The sequence below is a fragment of the Thioclava arctica genome, from assembly GCF_040892615.1.
Classification (GTDB): domain Bacteria; phylum Pseudomonadota; class Alphaproteobacteria; order Rhodobacterales; family Rhodobacteraceae; genus Thioclava; species Thioclava arctica.
In genome coordinates this window covers 121,200-140,897 of sequence record NZ_JBFRYC010000008.1, presented here as the reverse complement: position 1 = coordinate 140,897, position 19,698 = coordinate 121,200, and the positions used below count along the sequence as shown (strand labels likewise).

The window sequence follows — 19,698 nt, the reverse complement described above, 5'->3', positions numbered from 1 at the left end:
CGCCATTTTTCGATTCCAGATCGAAGTTGACCCTTGGGTCAGCGGGATATCCGGGCGGCAACCAATAGGCATCGTTAAGGGACGTGCGGCCGGCACCGATTTCAGCCCGGACATATGGGCCGTAAGTGACGCTCGCCACGTTTTTCGGATTGATCACAGTCACCGGGCTGGGGGCTGTTTCCATGCCTCCCGCCATAGCTCCGATCGACGTCAGAGCGGTGGCTCCCATAAATGACAGTGCAGCGGCTGCAATTTTTGAACGCATTACGTTTCTCCTGGTACTTCCTCGCCGCACGTCAGAGCACCATGTGCCGCGAAACGGTCGAATTAATCTTCATGGCTTGTATGGAAAAGACACTTACGCGCGGCCTGGGTCAACGATCAACGTGACCTGACCAAAATCAAGTCACGCCAATGTGCCAATAAAACCACGTATTTATTAACCATGTCCTGCCAAGACAGCGATCCGCACGGCCTCGGCATCTGCTGCCAGACGCGCCGCCTCGGTTGGCGAAACGGGTGCCCCCAGAATAGTAGAAACCGCAGTCACGGCGTCCGGCGAAATCGGTACAGTTTTGTCAGACGCGACGCCGAGGAACACGGCCATCAATGTCTCGTTGCTGTTGCTGACGCCGGGAAGCGAAATCGATCCATCCAACGCATCGCGCAGCATGGACAGGTTTTGCAAAGGAGAATCAATATAGGTCTGGTTGTCGAAGTTCGTCGACAAAGACATGACGATGTCGCTGAGGGACTGGTTGTAGAACGCTGCCATCTCGGGCGAGAGGGTTGCCATAGCTTCGGCATAGGCGCGATCCAGCACATGGCTCGGCGAGCGCGCGACGTTCAGGCGGCCCAGTTCAACTTCGGGGAGACCTTCTTGCGACCAGACGGGCTTGCCAGAGCGGGTCGACCCCGCACTCCCGGCCTTCGGGCCTTTGCCTTCTGAATCGGCGTCGGGACCACCTTGACCGTGACCGTCGTCACCCTGACCACTCGCGCCGTTTTTCGGGCCTTTTTTGCCACCCGTATCCGTATGACCGCTGTCGTCTCCGGTCTGCCCATCGGAGTGTCCACCTTGGCCGCCCTTATTCCCGGCGCCAGCGCCTTCAGTGTGGCTGCCACTCGTGCCTTCTTCGGCATTTGCTGCGCCAAGGAAACCATACGAGCTTCCGAAGTAAGAGGTGCCGCCGATGATTGCGACGATTGCCGCCACTGAAAGCCCCGTCAGCATCGACCGCTTCCGATTATTATTTGAGCCAATCATAATATCATCCCCTAGATTTTCTTTGTTCTGTGATGTGTTTGATTGCGCCACAGAACACGTCCCCGAAACTGGCGGCGCAGAAAACTATGCGCCGCCGCCTCTCCTAAGCGTCAAGCGCTGATCAGCCGTGGCCAGCCAGAACTGCTACGCGCACTGCTTCTGCGTCTACAGCAAGAGCCGCCGCAGCATCCCCGGTGATGGGCGTCCCAAGAATTTTCGAGACCGCAATCACCGTATCAGTTGTGATCGGCACGGTTTTGTCCGAAGCGACGCCAAGGAAGACTGCCTCAAGCACCTCGTTGCTATTGGTCACACCCGGCAGCGAGATCGAGCCGTCAAGCGCATCACGCAAGAATGCAAGGTTCTGCAGCGGTGAGTCGACATAGGACTGTTGGTCGAAATTGAGCGACAGATTTGAGATAATGTCGTCTAAGCTCATGTTGTAGAACGTCACCATGTCGGTGTTCAGGCTTGCCAGCGCCTCGTCATAAGCGCGATCAAGCACATGCGACGGAGAGCGCGCAACGCTCAACCGACCAAGCTCTACTTCAGGAATACCTTCTTCAGCCCAATTCGGTTTGCCGGAACGGGTGGACCCTTCGTTGCCAGCCTTCGGCCCTTTGCCTTCAGAGTCCGCGTCCGGACCACCTTGACCCTGACCATCGTTACCCTTGGCGCCTTGGCCATTTTGACCTTTGGAACCTTGCCCTTGCTGACCCTGATCCCCACCCGACGATTCTGCGACTGCCGCACCCGACAGATGGCTGAGCGGTTGGAAGGCGAGATTACCGCCAAAACCGATAGCCAAAGCCAATGCCGAAACGGTTGCCACACGCTTTGCGGGAAGTAAGATATTAACACTCATGTAATTCTCCTCCAAATAAAACTCTTGTCTAGCAGAGCTGAGAATTAAAATATCGGAGCCAAGTCCAACTTTCATTGATGTGGATCAACGGAGATCGCCTAAGTTGCGAAAACCCGTCGTTATTTTTGGATCAGTCGGTCCAGTTTCTATCGGTGGCGACAAACCAATGAGGATCGTTTGATATCTGGAGCGCTATCACGACATCAGGATGTCTGACGCAACCGTTTCGCGCATCCTGCGCTGCCATGGGATGAACAGCCTTCCGCACGGCACCCCGATGCGCAAAGTTCATACCAGACGATATCAGAAACAGGCGCCGGGGCATCATAACCAGATGACGTTAAGCTCCTGACCTTTGTCGGCAAAAAAGGGCTAGGCGGCCATGAGTTCCAAGCCAAATTCCATTGGCATGTCGAGGAGCTGGGCATCCACCATTGAATTTCAATCGAGCCGCGACCGGAGCCCGGTAGGTTTTTACACCGATCGGCACAGGTGAAGCAATCGCTCGACATGCGGTGCTTTCATTTCGCGCAGCGGGGCGGCCGATTACGGCGCTCAGGAACCTCGCGTTCAGCCGGGGTCCGGCAGTCCAAGCCTGAATGCGGGCGCTTTGTGTTGCAATCAATCGCTCAGGCAGCGATCAAACTTTGTGCGTGGACAGATTGAGGAACATAGTCTCGTTGAGCAGCTCGTGGCGCATGCGCCCGTTGCAGCTCTCCTCGAAGACACCGCAAGCTCTATCCCGTTCACGCAGGAGGCCGACCTGCGCCAGAATTCGCGGCGCCTTCGTCATGTCGGTGAACTGACAGTCCCTTTCCTGTTCCGGCGTCACGGGCGAGCAAGCAGGTCAGGGTTGCTCGCGCTGCGCTGCGGGAAGCTGCAGGGTCACGCGCAGGCCCGGAGACATGTTCTCGATCTTCAACGCGCCGCCAACCGCCTGAGCGATCTCGGTGCTGATCGCCAGCCCCAACCCATGCCCGCTTTCATCGGCACGCATGCCGCGCAGCCGGAACTCGTCGATGCGGTCCTCCGCCATGCCGGGGCCGTCATCGAGCACGTCGATCTCGACCATCTCGTGCCGTCGGGCTGCGCTGATCGTTACAAGGCTCGTGGCGTGACGGCTCGCATTCTCGATCAGGACCCCGAGGGCCTCGGTGAGGTCATTGGCTTCAAGCGCGACACAGACATCCTCCGGCACCGCGATCTGCCAATCCAGCGCACTGCCATCGGGCGTGCGCCGGACGACCGAGACGATATTTCGGGCCACTGGCGCAACCGTGGCCTTGCCTTTCGTCGTGCCCCCTGCGAGCCGTGATCGCGTCAGTTCCCGATCGACATGCCGGCGCATCGCATCCGCGATTTCCTCAATCGCGCGGGCAGCTTCGTTTTGATCGTTCTTTCTTAGGCGATCGGCCTCTCCCAGAAGGGCTTGCAACGGGGTCTTGAACCCGTGCGCAAGATCGCCAGCGCGCCGCCTTGCGCGTTCAAGCTCTGCCTCGCGCGCGTCGATCAAAGCATCGACCTCGATGGCAAGCGGCAAGACTTCCTTCGGGAAATCGTCGCCAAGTCGTTTCTGCTGGCCAGATCGTACTGCGAGAACGCGTTTGCCAACCTCGGCAAGCGGGCGCAAACCGAAGAACAGTTGAACCCAGCCGGCCACGATCAAAGCAATCGCGAGGATCACGTTATAGGGGACAAGATCGCGTAAAAAATCGGCGCGCGCCTGCCTGAGGTCTGCCGTAGTGAGCGCAACCGCAGCGCGAACCCGTTCGCTTCCAAGGGACGGCGGCAACGTGACGCTGCGTTCAAGGGTAAGAAGCGAGCCGTCCGCCTGATCGGGAAGAATATGGATGTGAACATGACCATCAGGCAGTTCATCAGGCGGTAGCGGAAGCACGTGATCCCAAAGCGAACGCGAGCGCAAGAGCGCCCCTTCGACAACGATTTGCCAGTAGAGCCCGCTCAGCGGTTGATCAAAGCGCGGGTCCGCAGGTGGATTTTGCAACTCTAGGGTGCCATCGGCGTTACGTCCCAACCCGGCCACGACCTGATCAAGCTGGACCGATAGTTCGGCCTCGGCACGGCGCTGGACATGGGCTGCGAATAGGGCCGTCAACGCGATAGAGGCAATGACCAATGCGACCACGATCGCGAGCGCACCCGCGAGCGCAAGTCGCAGCCGGAGTGAGAGACGCCTCACGCAGCATCCCCTTCGAGAAAGTAGCCAAAGCCGCGTCGCGTGCCGATGACACCGGGCCCAAGTTTGCGGCGCAGGCGCGCAATGACCGCCTCAAGCGCATTCGCCTCACGGGAATCGTCGTCGCCATAGAGGTGTTCAAGTAGCTCCGTTGGCGGCACGACCCGGTCGCGATGCAGCATCAGATAGGAAAGGAGCCGAAACTCAAGCGCAGTGGTCGAAAGCGGGACGCCGCCGATCAAAGCGCTCATCCGGTTGCTGTCGAGCGTCAGATCGCCAACGCTCTGGCTCGCCGAGGCGCGCCCCGCCGAACGACGGATCAGCGCGCGGGCCCGGGCCACGAGTTCTTCCATGCGAAACGGCTTTGGCAGGTAATCGTCAGCCCCAGCGTCAATTCCCTCGACCCGTTCGGTCCACGCACCGCGCGCCGTAAGCACAAGCACAGGCATCTCACGGCCATTGGCCCGCCATTTTTTCAAGACGCTCAATCCGTCCATGTGTGGCAAGCCAAGGTCGAGAATGACGAGATCGTAGTCTTCGGTGTCGCCCAGAAACCAGGCATCAAGCCCGTCTGCGCAAGTCTCAACGCGGTATCCGGCCGCCTCCAAAGCGGTCTTCAGGTCCGCCGCAATCCTTGGATCGTCTTCGACCGCCAACACACGCATCAGTTTTCCTCGCCGCCATCTCTTTCGTTGTTACCAACTGGTAAGCCGGTCGCCGCGTCAACCTCAAGCTCGACGACGCGTCCCTGAGGTGTGATGAGCTTCAGCTTATAAACATAGAGTCCATCGCTCTCTTCAAGTTCGACCTTGATGATGCGCCCGCCATATTGCTTCTGAATACCAGAGGATATCTGTTTCAACGACAGAATCTCGTTCCGCTCGACAGCACTGCGCGCCCGATCATGGTCGGCGCCGCCGTTTTGGCCGGACGAGTCGCCGCCCGCACGCTGGCTAAGTGCCGGGCTGGCCAGCAGGACAAGAAGGATGGTGATGAGATGTTTCATACTGTCTTTTACCCCAACATACCTGACAAAACGCTGACAGGTCCCGTCAGGACAGTGTCAGCACGCCTATGACATGAATGGTGCATCGGGCAAACACGCCCAGCTTTCACTCGCAGGAGTTCACCATGAAACGCAGCATTATTTTCACGACCGCCGTTACGGCCGCTATTGGCTGCTTTGCTCTGGGCGCGGCTCAGGCACAGGGACCGGCAGGCAAGGGTGCGACCCCAATGGGAGCACAATCCGGGCAATTCACACTGCCCCAGCAGCGCGAAACCGTCAAAATCCAGAACCAGAAACGTGAAACCAACGAATACCGCAAAGAGTATCGCAACGGTGAGGCGGAATATGACATGCCCTCCAACTACCGCGAACGCGTTGGCGAGGCGAACCAGATTCGCAACCAATGGAAAAATATGGACGAGGTCACGAATGGCCTTCGCTCGGAGGGCTACCAGATCCGCAAGATCGAGATGGAGCGCTACGGCTATGAGGCCGACGTGCTCAACGGCGACGGTCGTAAACTCACGCTTCGTCTTGATCCGATCTCGGGCAAAGTAATCGGCTCGGAACTCGATTGATGATCACCGTGACAACCTCGCACGCGCCATGATCACCGGGCGCAAACGCGTCTGATCATAGCGCCGCGAGGTCGGGCGAGCCTGCCGTGTCCCCAAGGCTCGCCCGAACTACAATTTTCTAGAGACAAAGCATCATGACCATTTGCTCCGCTGCGCTTGTTGCGGGCAACTCGAAGAATTCGACATCATTATCGAACACATTGGAGGCCGGGTTCTGCGTCGATGCGCTAATGTCCGTCGTCAGGTTTTTTGGACACCATGGCAGCTTTCTGACCGAAGGGCGGCAATTGCAACATCAGCACGGATATCAAAATCTACTAGATATAAGCGCGACCAACTCGTCTCATTGACTTGCAATGGCGTCAGCAGCGCGAAGGGCCAACGCCATAATTGTCAGACTGGGAGCTTCCCCGCCCCCGGATGTGGGAAACGTGCTGGCATCTGCAATCCAGAGGTTCGGATGATCATGCGCCCGCCCCAATGGGTCGGCGACCGACGTGGTGCGGTCCGACCCCATCCGGGCGGTGCCAAAAACATGCGTGGCGGTAAAGCTATCGCGGCTGCCTGCCTCTTCCACCAGCACTGCCCCGGCCTCTGCCAGAACCGCCCGCGCTGCCTTGGCCATTTGGCGCAAACGCGTCACACTTTGCTCGGTCAATACGGAAGATATCCGCGCGACGGGCAGGCCGTGGGCATCGCGCTGCAGTGGATCAAGGTCGATTCCAGAGCGGGCATCGGGCACGACCCGCCCAACCGCGCCTACCGCCAGCGCACTGCCAAAGCTTTCACGCAGCGCGGCCTTAAACTCCGCGCCAAAGCCAGGAACCAGCCGCGTGGCATAACCAATGGGGCCGTTTAGCCCCGTCTCAAGCGTGGTATGATTGAGCCGGAAATCAGCCACACGCGCGTCTGCCTGACTCGGCGTCCAACAGATTGCATCAGCGGGTAGACCAAGATGGCTACCAGTAAGGCCCGGCACAAACCCGACGCTGCGCCAAGACAACGTCTCCATGAAGTTTCGTCCAACTTGACCCGAGCTATTGGCCACGCCATCCGGCATTTCGGCGTTGGCCGACAGCAAAAGAAGCCGGGGGGTCTGCACCGCCCCTGCGGCCAATACGAGGATCGGCGTCTCGATGCTTTCACGTCGACCCGCGACAATGGCGTCGATCCGGACAATCCGACCATTGGGGCCAGTATGCAGGCGGGTGACGATGGAATTCGGCAGCAGCGTCAAGCGCCCCGTCTCGTCGGCTTGCGGCAAGAAAGTGACATCGGCTGATCCCTTGTCACCCAAGGGGCAACCGCGCGAGCATTGACCGCAATAGTTACAGGGCGGCCGGCCCTTCCACGGTGCAGACAAAGCTGCACGCGGGTTCACCTGCCAGCTTTGACCCAATCGCGACCCGGCCTGCTGCAGGGCCAACGCACCGGGGCTTAGCGGGTGCGGCGGCAGAGGATAAGGGCGACTGCGCCAGCGCTCGTCGTTGGTGTCGGCCCCAGCCACGCCCAAAACGTCTTCGACCTCGGTATAAAGCGGTTCGAGATCGGCGTAGCCAAGTGGCCAGTCTGTTCCTGAACCGGTCAGGCTGTGTTGGCGAAAGGCATCCGGGTGCAGGCGGTGCGCCTCTCCTACGAAATGCAGCGTGCTGCCGCCGACACCCTGCACATGCGAATAACCGCTGCTCGAAGGCGGGCGCGGCGATCCTGCTGGCAGACGCCACGGAAAACCGCCGCGCGACCACGAAGCAAGATCTTCACTGTCCGCATGCAGCGTGCCAAGGTCGCCATAGGTGATACTGGCCTGGCTGCCGGGCCGGACGGGAAAGCCCTTTCGTTCCCACCCGGGGCTGTCCAGTGGATAGTCGCGTGCGGGATCAAAGGTGGGGCCTGCCTCGAGCAGAAGCACGCGTAGCCCATGCTGGCACAGTCGCCATGCTGCCGCAGCGCCCCCTGCGCCAGAACCGACGACGACGGCATCATGCCCCGTGATCAGCCCCATGGCGGAGGATAACCGTTTGGCTGCGGCGCGGGGTCAAGCGGAAAACCCACAATCGCTTCAGATCGGGCGTAATAGAACTCGACCGCCAGAGCACGAAGGATGTGATAGAACCGCCCCGGTATCGCGTTGAAATCGGCGCTTTCCATAGCGGTCAGAACTTCAGTTTGTTGAGAGGGCGCAAGGGCGTGAAAAGGCTTATCCGTAAGATGGTCCAACCAGTCCAGCGCCGCCACAAACAGTCGCGTCATCATCTCGTTTTCTGCCACGAAATTGGCGATGTCTCGGTCCACCTCCAGCGCGCTGGCCGAAGGTGAAAAATCATCAGCAGGCAGAAGGGTGTCGACCACAGAAGTAAGCGAAGCCATCGGGGCGGTATCGGCAACAGCCGACCCGCAGACCGATGCCAAGCCAACACTTAACATACCCATCAAAACGGCGCGCCGCTTGGCGTTCAGTATGGGCGTCCTTGCCCCAAAGCCTTCGCCTCCAAAACGCAGCGGCATTTCTGGCGCGATCCTCAACAACCGAGCGTTAACCCGGAGTAACCGATGTGGTTGTTACCGTATCCGGCTTCTTCGTACCGCCCACACCGAACTGGACACCACGCTTACAGAAATCGTAGCCGAAGGTCATCGAGGCATCGCTCGTGTTGTAGCCAATGCCAAGGTCGCATCCGAAGGTGCCGTCAAGGTTGTAGGTCACGCCTGCCGACGCAGCCGGTGCGTCGCGCTTATTGGTTGACAATAGCTTAAGAGACACACCGGGAGTCCCGCCGCCAATACCTGTCCCACCGAAGGTCCAAGAAAGTCCAAGAAACAGCGAAGGATCGTTTTTGACACTTGTAGTGGTGGTGGTGGGGGGAGCGAGTTCTCCAGCAAAAGATGCCGTCGCACTTGCAAGCACAAATACCAGTGGAACAAATTTCGTAAACATGCGGTTTAATCCTCTACGGGTTATTTCAAGACATTAACTATCACGCGACCGTGAAACATAGCTATGCCAAAGTAACAAAAATGCCTGTGGATGGCCCAAATTCCAAAGCCAGAAAGACATGTGACTACTTCGTGCAACCAACATGGTGCGAAACGAGCCCTCTGGGTTCCCGCCCTGCCGACTTAGATCTTCGTTTTGCGCTGCGATTCTTATAAACGACCGATATTGCGGGCTTATCTGGACACAGCGCGGCATCCGAGCGGGTCCAGAGCCCACCCTACCTCTAATACGTGGCTTCTATCACCGGTGAGCGAACGTCGTGTTTAGGCAATCAGCCGTCTTGGGGACGTTCGGCGACGAACCGACTCGCGCAGACTCGGTAATGGACGAAGTCGCATCCCTCCGTCAGAGGTAAAGTAATCTTTTCAATATGACGTTTTAAAAAGCGAAAATGGTTTGTCAGGCTTGCACTCCCCCTCCTGCGGGATCGACGCCGCGCCCTCGCCTTGACCCAAGCAAGCGTGGCCAAGGCGGCGGTGATCAGCATCCCGACACTGCACAACCTCGAACAGGGCAAGGGCAGCATTAGGTCGCTGTCGCGCGACCTGATCGGCAGGATCGAGACATTCCTGCGGGTCCTTTTCGCCCTCGGGATCGGCGTTGTTGCAAAATGGCAGCTTGAGGCGTGACGACCCCGTTCCCCATTGGGGTCAGACCACACGGACGGTCTCGGCGGTGCCGAGGGCGCTAATGCGGTTGATGCGGGCTATGCGTATCTGGATTTCAGCGGTCTGGCGGTCTGGGTCTCTCGCGACGATGCGCTCGCCCCCCCTTTACAAATGAGCCAATCCTCTCTGGGGATTAATCAAGCGAAACCGGTCCTATTTCGGGGTAGAGGTCGCCTGGCCCCGGATTTTGCGGGTCTGTTTCTCCTCCGAAATGATGCAGAATTCCCCAAACTGCATTGAGCGCCGTCTGCACTGCACCTTCGACCCAAGCTGGCGTCCAACTGATACCGTCCCCCGCCAAGAAAATCCCGCGTTGCTCGGCAGGCAGAAGATCCTGCATGAAATGCCCATACATACGGTGATTGTAGCGGTAGTGCCCCGGCAACGCCCCTTTGAAGGCCCCAAGGAAATTTTCGTCTGCCTCCCAGCTCACGCAGATAGGATTACCTCGGATATGGCTAGCAATATCTACCCCCGGATAGATATGCGACAGCGCCGCCAACGCGAGTTCGACGCGGGTTTCGGCATCAAGTGGCAGGACTTTCAGCGCATCTGTCATCCACGAATAGGATAGGCAGATCACCGCTGGCCGATCCGGACCATAGTCGAACAGATAAGTCCCCCGTGTAATTCTGTCAGTCAGGGTCATCGACATCACCGGACGGCCCGTTTCTGGATCAATGTCGTTCCAGAAAGGCCGGTCGACCATTACAAAGGTCTTAGCCGCCTGCATGTAGCGGGTGCGATCCAGAGCCATCCACAATTTTTGATCGAACAAAGCTTCATCGGTTTCGATGGAAGTCGTCAGCAAATGGGTCTGGCAGGTCACCAAGACCGCCTCATAAAGATCCGTATGTCCCCAACGATCAGTGACAGCGATCTTTCCCGATGCGTCGCGCGCGATCTTGGCGACCCTGCCACGTGTCGCCCCGCCATTTAGCTCGGACAAAGAGCTGCGACCCCAAAATTCGCAATTGACCGGCAAGCGCCACAGCTTCTGAAGAACATCCTCGGCCCCGCCCTCAATATAGCGTTGTTCTTCATCTAGTCGGCACAGATTTACCCTAAGAATTTCCAGCATCGAATTTGGAAAATCGCTGTCCCAACCTCCGGTTCCAAACCCGACTTGCCCGAAAACCTCGCGATGGCGAAAGGTGAGTTTTCGAAATGCCTCTGACGATGTGACAAAATCATAAAACGTCCGCTCATCCCATTCCGACACCAGCGGGTCCCACAATTCCTTCACGCGTTTGGGATCGCGCGACCGTACTGCGGCTTGCAGATCACAGAACCGTGCGCCCTCCTCAAGTGCCGCATCATAGGCATGAGCGACCTCGCGATAGAGGGTGGGTAGATCGTCGATGGAACGGGCGAAGAGGGTTTCCCCCTCCAAATCGATGACCGTTGACCCCGCAGCGTCACTTAGTGGGTTTGGAAACGGCATGCTCTTGCACCCGACACGGTCAACATAATGATAGAAGGCACGCGATGAGACTGGAAAGCGCATACCACCAAGTTCGGCGACGACATCCTCAGTCCCCTCGAAAATCTCCGATCTGAGCCGCCCGCCAAATTTTCCGGATTCGTAAACCACGGGGCGAAGCCCGAGTTTCATCAGTTCATGACCAGCAACCACTCCGGCCGCTCCGGCCCCGATCACAGCCACCGACGCACCTTGACGCGCATCTGGAATTCGACCCAAGCCGCCAGGATGCGCGAGCCAGTCATCATAGGCGAATGGAAAGTCCGGGCCGAAGGCTGCAAACTCTTTCATGCGAGCTTCCTCTCTTGCACTTCTCAATTTTTGGATGTCGTCGCCTAACATGCGACTCAACGCGTCGGTTGACAGGAGATCATATTGAAAATCGTCGTTTGCCAACCCTGACCTAGCAATGGAGATCTGAATGGCGTCTTCGCGCGGATCGAAGAGGTAGCCCATTTAGCAGCCCGAGCGGGTGCGGCACTTGCCATATTTCCGGAACTTATTTTGCCCGGTTACAATCAACAAGATTCACTTATTTCTCGCGCTCAATCGCTTGACGGTCCTTGGTTGACACGGCTTCAAACCTTCGCGCGCAAAAGCGGCGTTGCTTTGGTTCTCGGGAGGCCCTAGCGCGCCGACGATGCGATTTTCAATGCCGCGACGGTGATCGGGGGACAGGGTGAAGTGCTGGCACATTATCAGAAAATTCAGCTTTTCGGTGATAAGGAAAAATCTGTCTTCACCTCTGGAACAGAGCCCCCTCCTCTCTTCTCACTCTTTCATCGCAGGATCGGTCTGCTGATCCGCTATGATATAGAATTTCCGCAGCATGCTTCGATGATTGCAAAGCGTGGCGCTGAAATCATCTTGGTTCCCACAGCCAATCCAGCGGGATTTGAGAATGTTCAAGAGTCGCTCATTCCCGCCCGTGCCTACGAAAACCGTCTCACGGTGGTCCATGCTAATTATTGCGGCGCCGAAGGCAGTCTGAATTACGGCGGACGCTCAGTAATATTCGGTCCCGACGCGCAAGAGATCGCAGCGGCAGGATTGCAGGAAGCAATACTAATCGCAGACATTCCGGCCCACGATACTTACCCAGCAGACACACTTTCCAATCAGGCTGAGGACTATCGGCCCATCTGACGTGTTGAATGCCACCGAGAACTGACCCGGTAGAAGTCAGAGTTGTCGCTGACGGGATGTGTAGGGGTTATTAGAGTGATAAACATGGTTTTTTTGAGCGTAATTCATTGATGAGCACGAAGAGACAACATGCTCACCTTCGGCCCGCATCCCCTTTTCGCCCCCCAGCCGAAGGGGCCCTGCCACTTTCGAAACCCCATCTAAATTGAGAAATCAAGATCGCGGTCGGAACAAATTTCGGAACGCGCCTACGCAAAGTCGCGGCGACAATCCTTGGCGATTTGTATTTTGGATACCGATAGAGTTACGAGACCTAACCGGCTAGTTGTTCGGTCCCGGCATTTGGTGGATCGGATTTAAGATGGATCGATCCGGCTCTAAAGTCCGGATCTTGCAGATGTATTCGTAAGGCGTGAGATCGCTGAGTGTCTTCATCCTACGGGCGAAGTTGTAGGCAGCCTTGAAATCGGCGAGGTGGGCGCGCAATTGGTCGTGGTTTTCGTAATGGAAGCGTTTGACGGTCGCCTCCTTGATCGTCCGGTTCATTCTCTCGACCTGGCCATTGGTCCACGGATGGTTTGGCTTGGTCAGGCGGTGCTCGATCCCATTTGCCTCGCAGATGATGTCGAAGCGCATCTGGCGCGAATATGCCGTGTTCCTGTTGCGGGGCTGCTCGGCGAAGTGGATGCCGTTATCCGTTGCCCGGCAGTGGTTTGCTTGCAAACCATGAAAGGGGGTCAGGATCGTACAGATGCGATAGGGGACAGCCTTGAGCAGATGTTCGAGGAACTCCCTGGCGGTCTTGCGATCCGCCTTTTCCACGAGTTGGGTGGTCGCAAATTTGCTGGTCCGGTCAATGCCAACAAAGAGATAGAGTTTGCCCTCCGCCGTCTGAACTTCAGCGATATCGATGTGAAAGAAACCCCCTCTCGTCCATGTAAACATACTCTGCCGGGCAGTGGATGGGATAGCGCTTAAACTGCTGCCGCTTTGGCTTGTCACCCTCGCCATCCGGCAAGCGAGAGATGCCATGTCGCTGAAGGCAGCGATGGAGCGCCGACCGTGTCAGATGCGGAAGCGACGGCTGGGGAGCATAGAGGCAATCATCCCGCGGCAGTCGCGTGTGCCGCCGGAATGCGACGATCATCGCCTCCTCAGCGTCGGTGAGAACCGTCGGACGTGGCTCCTTCGGCCCGGTTTTCAGATTCTCGACCGTCGCGCGCTTGCGCCATTTTGTGACGGTTTTTGGGTTGAGGCCCAGCTCCTTGCTCAGCTTCGCGAGCGAAGCTTGCGCTTCTCGGGACATTGCTTCGCAATACCCTGCCAGCCAAAGGATCGCCGTATTTCTGCTCTGACGGCGTGCGCCCCTCTCGGCGATGCAAGCATCACCTGCTGGTCAACGGGATCGTGGCGCTCCCGCGTCGAACTTGACCCACAAGGCTTCCGCCCATTCCTGAGAAAGGATCGCACCATCAAACCGTGGGATTGAACACCTAAATCAATCCATCGATGAATTCAGCGTGCGGCTACAAAGTCGCTACGCATAGAAAAAGGGCTGCAAAACATGCAGCCCTTTAAAATCGTTGAGAAATATACTCGCCCGCAGTTAGCGCTTGGAGAACTGGAAGCTCCGGCGAGCTTTGCGCTTGCCGTATTTCTTACGTTCCACAACGCGCGAGTCGCGGGTCAGGAAGCCTGCGGCTTTGAGAGCAGCACGCATGCTGGGATCATAAAGCTGCAACGCTTTCGAGATGCCGTGCTTGACCGCACCAGCTTGACCCGACAGGCCACCACCGGCGACGGTGGCGAACACGTCGAACTCACCGCGCACATTGGCGACGTCGAACGGCTGGTTCACGATCAGCTGCAGCACGGGGCGCGCGAAATAAACCGGCATCTCTTTGCCGTTTACTACGATCTTGCCCGTACCCGGCTTGATCCAAACGCGGGCGACCGCGTCTTTACGTTTGCCGGTCGCATAGGAACGGCCGAGCGCGTCGCGCACGGGCTCACGCGGAGCGGCGGTTTCAGTGTCGGGCGCGAGCGCGGCGTCAGAGCCGGACACGACCGATTTCAGATCGTCGAGAGTCTTGATATCGTCAGACATGATCAGCTCCGAGTGTTCTTTTTGTTCATCGACTTGACGTCGAGAACTTCAGGCTGTTGCGCTTCATGCGGATGATCGGTGCCAGCGTAAACACGCAGGTTCGACATTTGCGCACTGCCCAGACGGTTGCGCGAAATCATGCGCTCCACGGCTTTGATCACCACGCGCTCAGGATGCGCGCCCTCAAGGATCTGACGCGCGGTGCGCGATTTGATCCCGCCGGGGTGGCCGGTGTGCCAGTAGTAGGTTTTGTCTTCGCGCTTGCGACCCGTCATCTGCACCTTGCCGGCGTTGATGATGATCACATTGTCGCCCATATCCATGTGCGGCGTGAAGGTGGCTTTGTGCTTGCCACGCAGACGCATTGCGACGATCGAGGCGAGACGGCCCAGCACGACGCCTTCAGCGTCGATGATGACCCATTTCTTTTCGATCTCCGCGGGTTTTGCGGTGTAGGTTTTCATTTTTAACGGCCCTTGTAGGGGATTATCGAATTCTGATGGCGGCTTTTCGACGATTTGCGTGCATATTTCAAGCCCCCTTATCGGAATTTATACATGCAAAAACAATGCGTTATAAAATAGGTATATAAATACCCCACTTTTTCACCCCCAAACACGCAGGCAAAGCCCCCGCCCTGCTCACTTTGGTGGAATCGAATAGGTCATGCTTGCCCGCGCCACCGGACGCGCGTCACCATCCGAAAACATCAGCGCCTCGCCCACCGCCAGCACGCGCCCCAGCTTCAATATCCGCACCCGCGCGATCAAATCGACGCCTGCCACCGGTTTGCGCATGAAGTCGATACTGGCATTGGTCGTCACCGCCAGCGCCACCGGCCCGATCCGCGAAAGGATCGCCATGTAGATGCCGACATCGGCCAGCGCAAAGATGTTGGGCCCCGACACCGTGCCACCGGGGCGCAGATGCTGCTCGGCCACGCAAAGCCGCACCACCAGTTCCTCATCATCCAATGCATCAATCGCGAAATCACCCCTGACTTGCGGAAACGCCTGATCCAAAAAAATCGCCAAGGCGGCGCGATCCATTACAAGAGCCATGCTCTCTTCCCTCTCTGTCAAACCCACCCTAGAGTTTCGCCAAAGAGGAGGAGTTTCAATGACCGATCTGGTGATGCGCGAAGATAACGCTGCGGTGGCGCATTTGACGATGAACGCGCCGGGCAGCCTGAACGCGCTGTCGGATGCGATGTTGGCGGCGCTGAAATCGCGCTTTAGCGAATTGGCCAGCGACGAGACCATCAAGGTCGTGGTGCTCAAAGGTGCGGGCAAGGCATTTTGCGCGGGCCATGATCTCAAGGAAATGCAGCGCGGGCGTGAGGGGGCCGATTACGGGCGCGCCTATTTCGCCGATCTGTTCTTTCGCTGCGCCGAGGTGATGCAGATGATCCCTGCCCTGCCCCAGCCGGTGATTGCGCAGGCCCATGGCATCGCCACGGCGGCGGGCTGTCAGTTGGTGGCAAGCTGCGATCTGGCCGTGGCGGCCGAGGGCACGCGCTTTGGCGTGAATGGCGTCAATATCGGTCTGTTTTGTTCCACACCGATGGTGGCGCTGTCGCGCAACGTACCCCGCAAGGTAGCGTTTGAAATGCTCACCACGGGCGAGTTCATTGATGCTGAACGCGCCCGCGAGGTCGGGCTGGTCAACCGCGTCGCCCCCCATGACGCACTTGACGCCGAGACCGACAAGCTGGCGCAAACCCTCGCCGCCAAGCTGGGCGCGGCGGTGAAGATCGGCAAACGGGCGTTTTACGACCAGACGACTATGGATCTTGCGCAGGCCTATGAGCACACCGCCGCCGTGATGGTGGAAAACATGCTTTGGCGCGACACTGAGGAAGGGCTGCAAGCCTTCATCGAGAAACGCAAACCCGATTGGGCCGATAGCTAAAGGCTCGCCGCACGGCTTATTTGGGCAGCGAGCCGAAATTGGCCAGCGTGATCACCCCCTGTTCGGCCTTGTCGTGGACAGCGGTGTCAGAGGCAAAATCATCTACCCGCCACGCCCCAAGGTTTGAGCGATCCGAGCCGCGCCTGTCACCGCCTTTTGCGCAAGGTTCGGACTGTTGGAAGGAGAAGACGATGCCAGATCTGCTACGCAAACCCTTTGGGCGCCATGGTAAGGTGCATGACATCACCGCCGCCACTGCGGGTTGGCGCTATGTCGGATTTTCGCTCTATCGGTTGCGCGCAGGCGATCGTGTGGGCGAACAAACCGGCCCGAATGAGGTGATCCTTGTCATGATCGAGGGCAAGGCCACGATCACCGCAGCGGGGCAGGATTGGGGCAGTCTGGGCGACAGGATGGACGTTTTCGAAAAAACGCCCCCTCATTGCCTGTATGTGCCCAATGACGCGCAATGGGCCGCCTTCGCTCAAAGCGATTGCACGATTGCGGTCTGTGCCGCCCCGGGGCATGGCGGGCATCAGGCACGCCGGATCGGCCCCGATGGGATCACCCTGACCGAGCGCGGCAAAGGCAGCAATACGCGCTATATCAATAACATCGCCATGGAGGGCGAGGACTACTGCGACAGCCTGCTGGTGACCGAAGTGTTCACCCCGCCCGGTCACTGGTCAAGCTATCCCTCGCATCGTCATGACGAAGATGATTTCCCCCGCATCACCTATCTCGAAGAGACCTATTACCACCGCCTGAACCCCGCCCAAGGCTTTGGGATTCAACGCGTTTATACCGAAGATGGCACATTGGATGAAACCATGGCGGTGTCAGATGGCGATGTGGTTCTGGTCCCCCGTGGGCACCACCCATGCGGTGCGCCCTACGGGTTCGAGATGTATTACCTCAACGTGATGGCCGGACCGCGTCGAAACTGGCGTTTTGTCGCACATCCCGCAATGGAATGGATCATCGCGCGCGACGCCTGAACCCGCGATGTGCATTCCACAGAGAACCAAGACCTTTGATCTTTCCCCCTTCGCTGAAATGTCGGGGCGACTGGGGGCATCACACGGGCAAGCCTGTGACAGACAGAATTTGCTCCATATCGGGCCTAATGCGCAAAACTTTGCTCTGAAATACAGATCGCATAGACACAGATTTAACGCTAAGCCCGTTTAACACGCAGTCAGCGCCACGCAGCCCGCCCGCAAGGAGACATGATGAGCGAGAGCGATTATGATGAGGTCGATCAAAAAATCCTCGCGATTTTGCAGGTTGATAGCGACCTGCCCATCGCGGCCATCGCAGAGCGTGTCGGGCTCAGCGCCACCCCGGTCTGGCGGCGCATCAAACGAATGGAAAGCTCGGGACTGATCCGTGCCCGCGTCGCCGTGGTCGATCAGAAACTGGCCAATGTACCGATGACGATCTTTATCGGCGTCACCGCGCCACGCCACGCGATGGAATGGTTCAAGAAATTCCGCGCCCTGATCGAGGACGTCCCCGAAGTGGTCGAGGCCTATCGCCTGACCGGGGCCACCGACTACATCATGAAGGTCGTGGTGCCCGACATTGCCGCCTATGACATGGTGTACCAACGCCTGATTGAAGAGTTGGAGTTCTCGACCGTGAACTCCTCGATTTCAATGGAAGAGCTGAAATTCACCACGGCGGTGCCAACCAAATATCTCTGATCGCCACCGCGGGACGGCATTCTCAGGCTTTCGCGCGCTGCGCGTCCGCAACCGCGCGCGACGCGGATGTGGCGGCTGGCTGCGCTCCCACATCCTGAGGCATCCAGAAATCGCGCAAAGCCTCGCAGTCAGCGTCAAAAACGGCGGCGCGGCCAAGATCGGGCAGCGCACGCGCATCAGCCAATTCTTGTGCGAGGTCATAGTATCGCGCGAGGTCATGCAGCTTTTGCGCCTCTGGCCGCTCAGGTTGCGCCCAGAACGCGCCCAAACTTGCCGACACCGTGCCACGCCCCGCACGATGGCGCCAGATTCCGTTGACGGTGTCGACCTCGTAATCACACAAAAACCGCGCGCCATTTTCAGCGATGAACAGGATCGCCTGCGTCAGATAATCGGCGGTCTCGGCATCGAAAAAGTAGTTATATCCCAGACGCACCCAGCCGGGCCGCATCAGGCTATGCCCCCGCGCAATCGCGCCTTCATAAGCGCGCGAGGTCTGCGCGGAAATACCCAGCAAATCATGGCCATAAGGCCCCGCGCAGGAACATCCCCCCCGCGCCTGAATGCCAAACAGATCATTGAGCAGCGCCACAACAAATCCGTAATGCAGGCGACGTCCGTTGGCGGTGATATTGAAGGAGACAACACCAATACGCTCATGCTCAAGCGGGCCCAACACCTCGACGCCCGGTGCCTGCGCCAATTGCTGCAGCGCCGCGCTGACAAGGGCGTGTTCGCGCCGTTCGATCTCGGGCGCGCCCACCGCCTGTTTCAGCGCCATCACGGCACCGGCGCGGATATCTCCAATGATCCCGGGCGTGCCCGCCTCTTCGCGCCGCTCGATATCGCGCACATAGCTGTGGTGATCGGCGGTGACATAGCTGACCGTGCCGCCCCCCGTGACGCCCGGGCGCGCCGTGGTGAACAGCGATTTTTCCGCCACCAGAACCCCCGATGCCCCCGGCCCGCCGATGAACTTGTGCGAAGAGTAAACGATCGCGTCGATGCGGGCCTGCGCATCAACGCCGTCTAGTTGCAGGCGCATGTCGATATAGGGCGCCGCAGCGGCGAAATCACACACGAACCGCGCGCCATGCTGATGCAAAAGCCGCGCCACGGCACTCAGATCCGTGCGAATGCCCGTCACGTTCGAGGCTGCCGAAAACGCCCCGATCTTAAGGCCGGGGCCGGGATGCGCGCCAAGACGCGCGTTCAGATGCTCGAGATCAATTTGACCCGTCGCGGTCAGGCCGATCCGCTCGATCACCGCGCCGGATTCGCGCCATGGCAGATCATTGGAGTGGTGCTCGTAAGGGCCGACAAACACGACCGGAGCCTGCCCAGCACGCACCAGCGCCTCGATGCCCATCCCGCGCACCAGCCGGTCAATCGCCGCCGTCGCGCCAGTGCCGGTGAAGATCACCGCATGCTGCGGCCCTGCCCCAAGCGCCTTGGCGATGATCTGGCGCGCCTCTTCGCGCAGCGCCGTCGTTTCGCGCCCCGTCACCGAGGTCTCGGTGTGGGTGTTGCCATAGAGCGGCAAGACCGTTTGCGCGATGGCCTCTTCGAGAAAGCCAAGCGCGCGCCCCGAGGCGATGAAATCGGCATAGACCAGCGGGCGCGCGCCATAAGGGCCGGGCATTGTGGTGCGCTCGCCGATGACACTGTCGCGGATGCGCGCGATCAGGGCCTCGGTGCCTAGGTCTGCCGCTGCGCTATGCTTTGAAGCTGCCAAAACGGGTGTCATCGCCTGTCTTTCCTCGCAT

At 58.6% G+C, this 19,698-nt stretch carries 20 protein-coding genes and 5 pseudogenes; 7 read left to right on the top strand and 18 right to left on the bottom strand.

Annotated features, from left to right (window positions below):
* The 3 genes from AB4874_RS13930 to AB4874_RS13920 form a co-directional block, all read right to left on the bottom strand.
* Window positions 1–265, bottom strand: a 265-nt coding sequence (locus AB4874_RS13930; protein ID WP_368392431.1) for a hypothetical protein, incomplete at its 3' end; no start/stop codon positions are given.
* A 174-nt stretch (window positions 266–439) separates the two neighbouring features.
* Complete coding sequence (locus AB4874_RS13925; protein ID WP_368392430.1) at window positions 440–1,318, bottom strand: hypothetical protein; 879 nt, start codon at window positions 1,316–1,318, stop codon at window positions 440–442.
* Between the two features lie 70 nt (window positions 1,319–1,388).
* Window positions 1,389–2,207 (bottom strand): hypothetical protein, encoded by an 819-nt coding sequence (locus AB4874_RS13920; RefSeq protein ID WP_295537315.1) that lies wholly within the window; start codon window positions 2,205–2,207, stop codon window positions 1,389–1,391.
* A gap of 27 nt (window positions 2,208–2,234) precedes the next feature.
* On the opposite strand from AB4874_RS13920, the pseudogene AB4874_RS13915 reads away from it, so the two are divergent.
* A pseudogene (locus AB4874_RS13915) lies at window positions 2,235–2,567 on the top strand (hypothetical protein); the annotation flags it as partial.
* 13 nt (window positions 2,568–2,580) lie between these two features.
* Here AB4874_RS13915 and AB4874_RS13910 read toward each other — a convergent pair.
* The 4 genes and pseudogenes from AB4874_RS13910 to AB4874_RS13895 all read right to left on the bottom strand — a co-directional run.
* Window positions 2,581–2,856: pseudogene (locus tag AB4874_RS13910) on the bottom strand (integrase core domain-containing protein); the annotation flags it as partial.
* Window positions 2,857–2,979: 123 nt separating this feature from the next.
* The gene (locus tag AB4874_RS13905) at window positions 2,980–4,332 is read right to left on the bottom strand and encodes a sensor histidine kinase (RefSeq protein WP_368392429.1); all 1,353 of its coding nucleotides are present in this window, start codon (window positions 4,330–4,332) and stop codon (window positions 2,980–2,982) included.
* The gene (locus tag AB4874_RS13900) at window positions 4,329–4,994 is read right to left on the bottom strand and encodes a response regulator transcription factor (RefSeq protein WP_368392428.1); all 666 of its coding nucleotides are present in this window, start codon (window positions 4,992–4,994) and stop codon (window positions 4,329–4,331) included. The genes AB4874_RS13905 and AB4874_RS13900 overlap by 4 nt, the downstream gene beginning before the upstream one ends.
* A complete protein-coding gene (locus tag AB4874_RS13895) occupies window positions 4,994–5,335 on the bottom strand; it encodes a PepSY domain-containing protein (RefSeq protein ID WP_295537310.1) in 342 nt (113 codons plus the stop codon). The genes AB4874_RS13900 and AB4874_RS13895 overlap by 1 nt, the downstream gene beginning before the upstream one ends.
* 125 nt (window positions 5,336–5,460) lie before the next feature.
* Here AB4874_RS13895 and AB4874_RS13890 point away from each other — a divergent pair, with 125 nt between their 5' ends.
* On the top strand, window positions 5,461–5,916 hold the full coding sequence (locus tag AB4874_RS13890; protein WP_368392427.1) for a PepSY domain-containing protein: 456 nt from the start codon (window positions 5,461–5,463) through the stop codon (window positions 5,914–5,916).
* A 343-nt stretch (window positions 5,917–6,259) separates the two neighbouring features.
* Here the strand turns inward: AB4874_RS13890 and AB4874_RS13885 are convergent, their stop codons facing one another.
* Genes AB4874_RS13885 through AB4874_RS13875 form a run of 3 tightly spaced genes read right to left on the bottom strand, consistent with a single transcriptional unit; the run spans window position 6,260 to window position 8,851 of the window.
* Window positions 6,260–7,918: a GMC family oxidoreductase gene (locus tag AB4874_RS13885; protein WP_368392426.1), complete on the bottom strand. Its 1,659-nt coding sequence runs from the start codon at window positions 7,916–7,918 to the stop codon at window positions 6,260–6,262.
* The gene (locus AB4874_RS13880; RefSeq protein WP_368392425.1) at window positions 7,909–8,421 is read right to left on the bottom strand and encodes a gluconate 2-dehydrogenase subunit 3 family protein; all 513 of its coding nucleotides are present in this window, start codon (window positions 8,419–8,421) and stop codon (window positions 7,909–7,911) included. Before AB4874_RS13880 ends, AB4874_RS13885 begins: the two co-directional genes overlap by 10 nt.
* A 28-nt stretch (window positions 8,422–8,449) precedes the next feature.
* Window positions 8,450–8,851 carry a hypothetical protein gene (locus AB4874_RS13875; RefSeq protein WP_368392424.1) on the bottom strand — a complete coding sequence of 134 codons (402 nt, stop codon included), beginning with the start codon at window positions 8,849–8,851 and terminating at the stop codon, window positions 8,450–8,452.
* A 479-nt stretch (window positions 8,852–9,330) separates the two neighbouring features.
* On the opposite strand from AB4874_RS13875, the gene AB4874_RS13870 reads away from it, so the two are divergent.
* Entirely contained in the window at window positions 9,331–9,540 is a 210-nt protein-coding gene (locus AB4874_RS13870; RefSeq protein ID WP_368392435.1) for a helix-turn-helix domain-containing protein, read from the top strand.
* A 21-nt stretch (window positions 9,541–9,561) separates the two neighbouring features.
* On the opposite strand, the pseudogene AB4874_RS13865 reads toward AB4874_RS13870, so the two are convergent.
* Window positions 9,562–9,678 (bottom strand): annotated as a pseudogene (locus tag AB4874_RS13865) (IS5/IS1182 family transposase); the annotation flags it as partial.
* 34 nt (window positions 9,679–9,712) lie between these two features.
* Window positions 9,713–11,518, bottom strand: coding sequence for a flavin monoamine oxidase family protein (locus AB4874_RS13860; protein WP_368392423.1), 1,806 nt, complete (start codon window positions 11,516–11,518; stop codon window positions 9,713–9,715).
* Between AB4874_RS13860 and AB4874_RS13855 the strand changes: the two are divergent.
* A pseudogene (locus tag AB4874_RS13855) lies at window positions 11,480–12,208 on the top strand (nitrilase-related carbon-nitrogen hydrolase). The gene AB4874_RS13860 and the pseudogene AB4874_RS13855 sit on opposite strands and share 39 nt — an antisense overlap.
* Window positions 12,209–12,529: 321 nt before the next feature.
* Here the strand turns inward: AB4874_RS13855 and AB4874_RS13850 are convergent.
* From AB4874_RS13850 to AB4874_RS13835, 4 genes and pseudogenes are all read right to left on the bottom strand, one after another.
* A pseudogene (locus tag AB4874_RS13850) lies at window positions 12,530–13,514 on the bottom strand (integrase core domain-containing protein).
* A gap of 300 nt (window positions 13,515–13,814) precedes the next feature.
* A complete protein-coding gene (gene rpsI, locus AB4874_RS13845; RefSeq protein WP_295537620.1) occupies window positions 13,815–14,315 on the bottom strand; it encodes a 30S ribosomal protein S9 in 501 nt (166 codons plus the stop codon).
* Window positions 14,316–14,317: 2 nt separating this feature from the next.
* Entirely contained in the window at window positions 14,318–14,779 is a 462-nt protein-coding gene (gene rplM / locus AB4874_RS13840; protein ID WP_295537619.1) for a 50S ribosomal protein L13, read from the bottom strand.
* Window positions 14,780–14,956: 177 nt separating this feature from the next.
* A complete protein-coding gene (locus AB4874_RS13835) occupies window positions 14,957–15,376 on the bottom strand; it encodes a PaaI family thioesterase (protein ID WP_368392422.1) in 420 nt (139 codons plus the stop codon).
* 58 nt (window positions 15,377–15,434) lie between these two features.
* Here AB4874_RS13835 and AB4874_RS13830 point away from each other — a divergent pair, with 58 nt between their 5' ends.
* Complete coding sequence (locus AB4874_RS13830) at window positions 15,435–16,226, top strand: enoyl-CoA hydratase (RefSeq protein ID WP_368392421.1); 792 nt, start codon at window positions 15,435–15,437, stop codon at window positions 16,224–16,226.
* Between the two features lie 16 nt (window positions 16,227–16,242).
* On the opposite strand, the gene AB4874_RS13825 is transcribed toward AB4874_RS13830, so the two are convergent.
* Window positions 16,243–16,437, bottom strand: a complete 195-nt coding sequence (locus AB4874_RS13825; RefSeq protein ID WP_368392420.1) for a hypothetical protein — start codon at window positions 16,435–16,437, stop codon at window positions 16,243–16,245.
* On the opposite strand from AB4874_RS13825, the gene iolB reads away from it, so the two are divergent.
* Both iolB and AB4874_RS13815 read left to right on the top strand, forming a co-directional pair.
* Window positions 16,418–17,224 (top strand): 5-deoxy-glucuronate isomerase, encoded by an 807-nt coding sequence (gene iolB / locus AB4874_RS13820; RefSeq protein ID WP_368392419.1) that lies wholly within the window; start codon window positions 16,418–16,420, stop codon window positions 17,222–17,224. The genes AB4874_RS13825 and iolB overlap by 20 nt on opposite strands.
* 234 nt (window positions 17,225–17,458) lie before the next feature.
* Window positions 17,459–17,932 (top strand): Lrp/AsnC family transcriptional regulator, encoded by a 474-nt coding sequence (locus tag AB4874_RS13815; RefSeq protein ID WP_368392418.1) that lies wholly within the window; start codon window positions 17,459–17,461, stop codon window positions 17,930–17,932.
* A gap of 22 nt (window positions 17,933–17,954) precedes the next feature.
* On the opposite strand, the gene AB4874_RS13810 is transcribed toward AB4874_RS13815, so the two are convergent.
* Window positions 17,955–19,679 carry an aminotransferase class V-fold PLP-dependent enzyme gene (locus tag AB4874_RS13810; RefSeq protein WP_368392417.1) on the bottom strand — a complete coding sequence of 575 codons (1,725 nt, stop codon included), beginning with the start codon at window positions 19,677–19,679 and terminating at the stop codon, window positions 17,955–17,957.
* Window positions 19,680–19,698 lie beyond the last annotated feature (19 nt).

What these genes read in the sequence shown, in the direction of transcription:
- AB4874_RS13920 (WP_295537315.1), bottom strand. Translation starts at nt 2,207, where the DNA reads ATGAAAGTTGGACTTGGCTCCGATATTTTAATTCTCAGCTCTGCTAGA.
- AB4874_RS13895 (WP_295537310.1), bottom strand. Translation starts at nt 5,335, where the DNA reads ATGAAACATCTCATCACCATCCTTCTTGTCCTGCTGGCCAGCCCGGCA.
- rplM (WP_295537619.1), bottom strand. Translation starts at nt 14,779, where the DNA reads ATGAAAACCTACACCGCAAAACCCGCGGAGATCGAAAAGAAATGGGTC.
- iolB (WP_368392419.1), top strand. Translation starts at nt 16,418, where the DNA reads ATGCCAGATCTGCTACGCAAACCCTTTGGGCGCCATGGTAAGGTGCAT.
- AB4874_RS13875 (WP_368392424.1), bottom strand. Translation starts at nt 8,851, where the DNA reads ATGTTTACGAAATTTGTTCCACTGGTATTTGTGCTTGCAAGTGCGACG.
- AB4874_RS13900 (WP_368392428.1), bottom strand. Translation starts at nt 4,994, where the DNA reads ATGCGTGTGTTGGCGGTCGAAGACGATCCAAGGATTGCGGCGGACCTG.
- AB4874_RS13830 (WP_368392421.1), top strand. Translation starts at nt 15,435, where the DNA reads ATGACCGATCTGGTGATGCGCGAAGATAACGCTGCGGTGGCGCATTTG.
- AB4874_RS13860 (WP_368392423.1), bottom strand. Translation starts at nt 11,518, where the DNA reads ATGGGCTACCTCTTCGATCCGCGCGAAGACGCCATTCAGATCTCCATT.
- AB4874_RS13810 (WP_368392417.1), bottom strand. Translation starts at nt 19,679, where the DNA reads ATGACACCCGTTTTGGCAGCTTCAAAGCATAGCGCAGCGGCAGACCTA.
- AB4874_RS13815 (WP_368392418.1), top strand. Translation starts at nt 17,459, where the DNA reads ATGAGCGAGAGCGATTATGATGAGGTCGATCAAAAAATCCTCGCGATT.
- rpsI (WP_295537620.1), bottom strand. Translation starts at nt 14,315, where the DNA reads ATGTCTGACGATATCAAGACTCTCGACGATCTGAAATCGGTCGTGTCC.
- AB4874_RS13835 (WP_368392422.1), bottom strand. Translation starts at nt 15,376, where the DNA reads ATGGCTCTTGTAATGGATCGCGCCGCCTTGGCGATTTTTTTGGATCAG.
- AB4874_RS13890 (WP_368392427.1), top strand. Translation starts at nt 5,461, where the DNA reads ATGAAACGCAGCATTATTTTCACGACCGCCGTTACGGCCGCTATTGGC.
- AB4874_RS13880 (WP_368392425.1), bottom strand. Translation starts at nt 8,421, where the DNA reads ATGCCGCTGCGTTTTGGAGGCGAAGGCTTTGGGGCAAGGACGCCCATA.
- AB4874_RS13885 (WP_368392426.1), bottom strand. Translation starts at nt 7,918, where the DNA reads ATGGGGCTGATCACGGGGCATGATGCCGTCGTCGTCGGTTCTGGCGCA.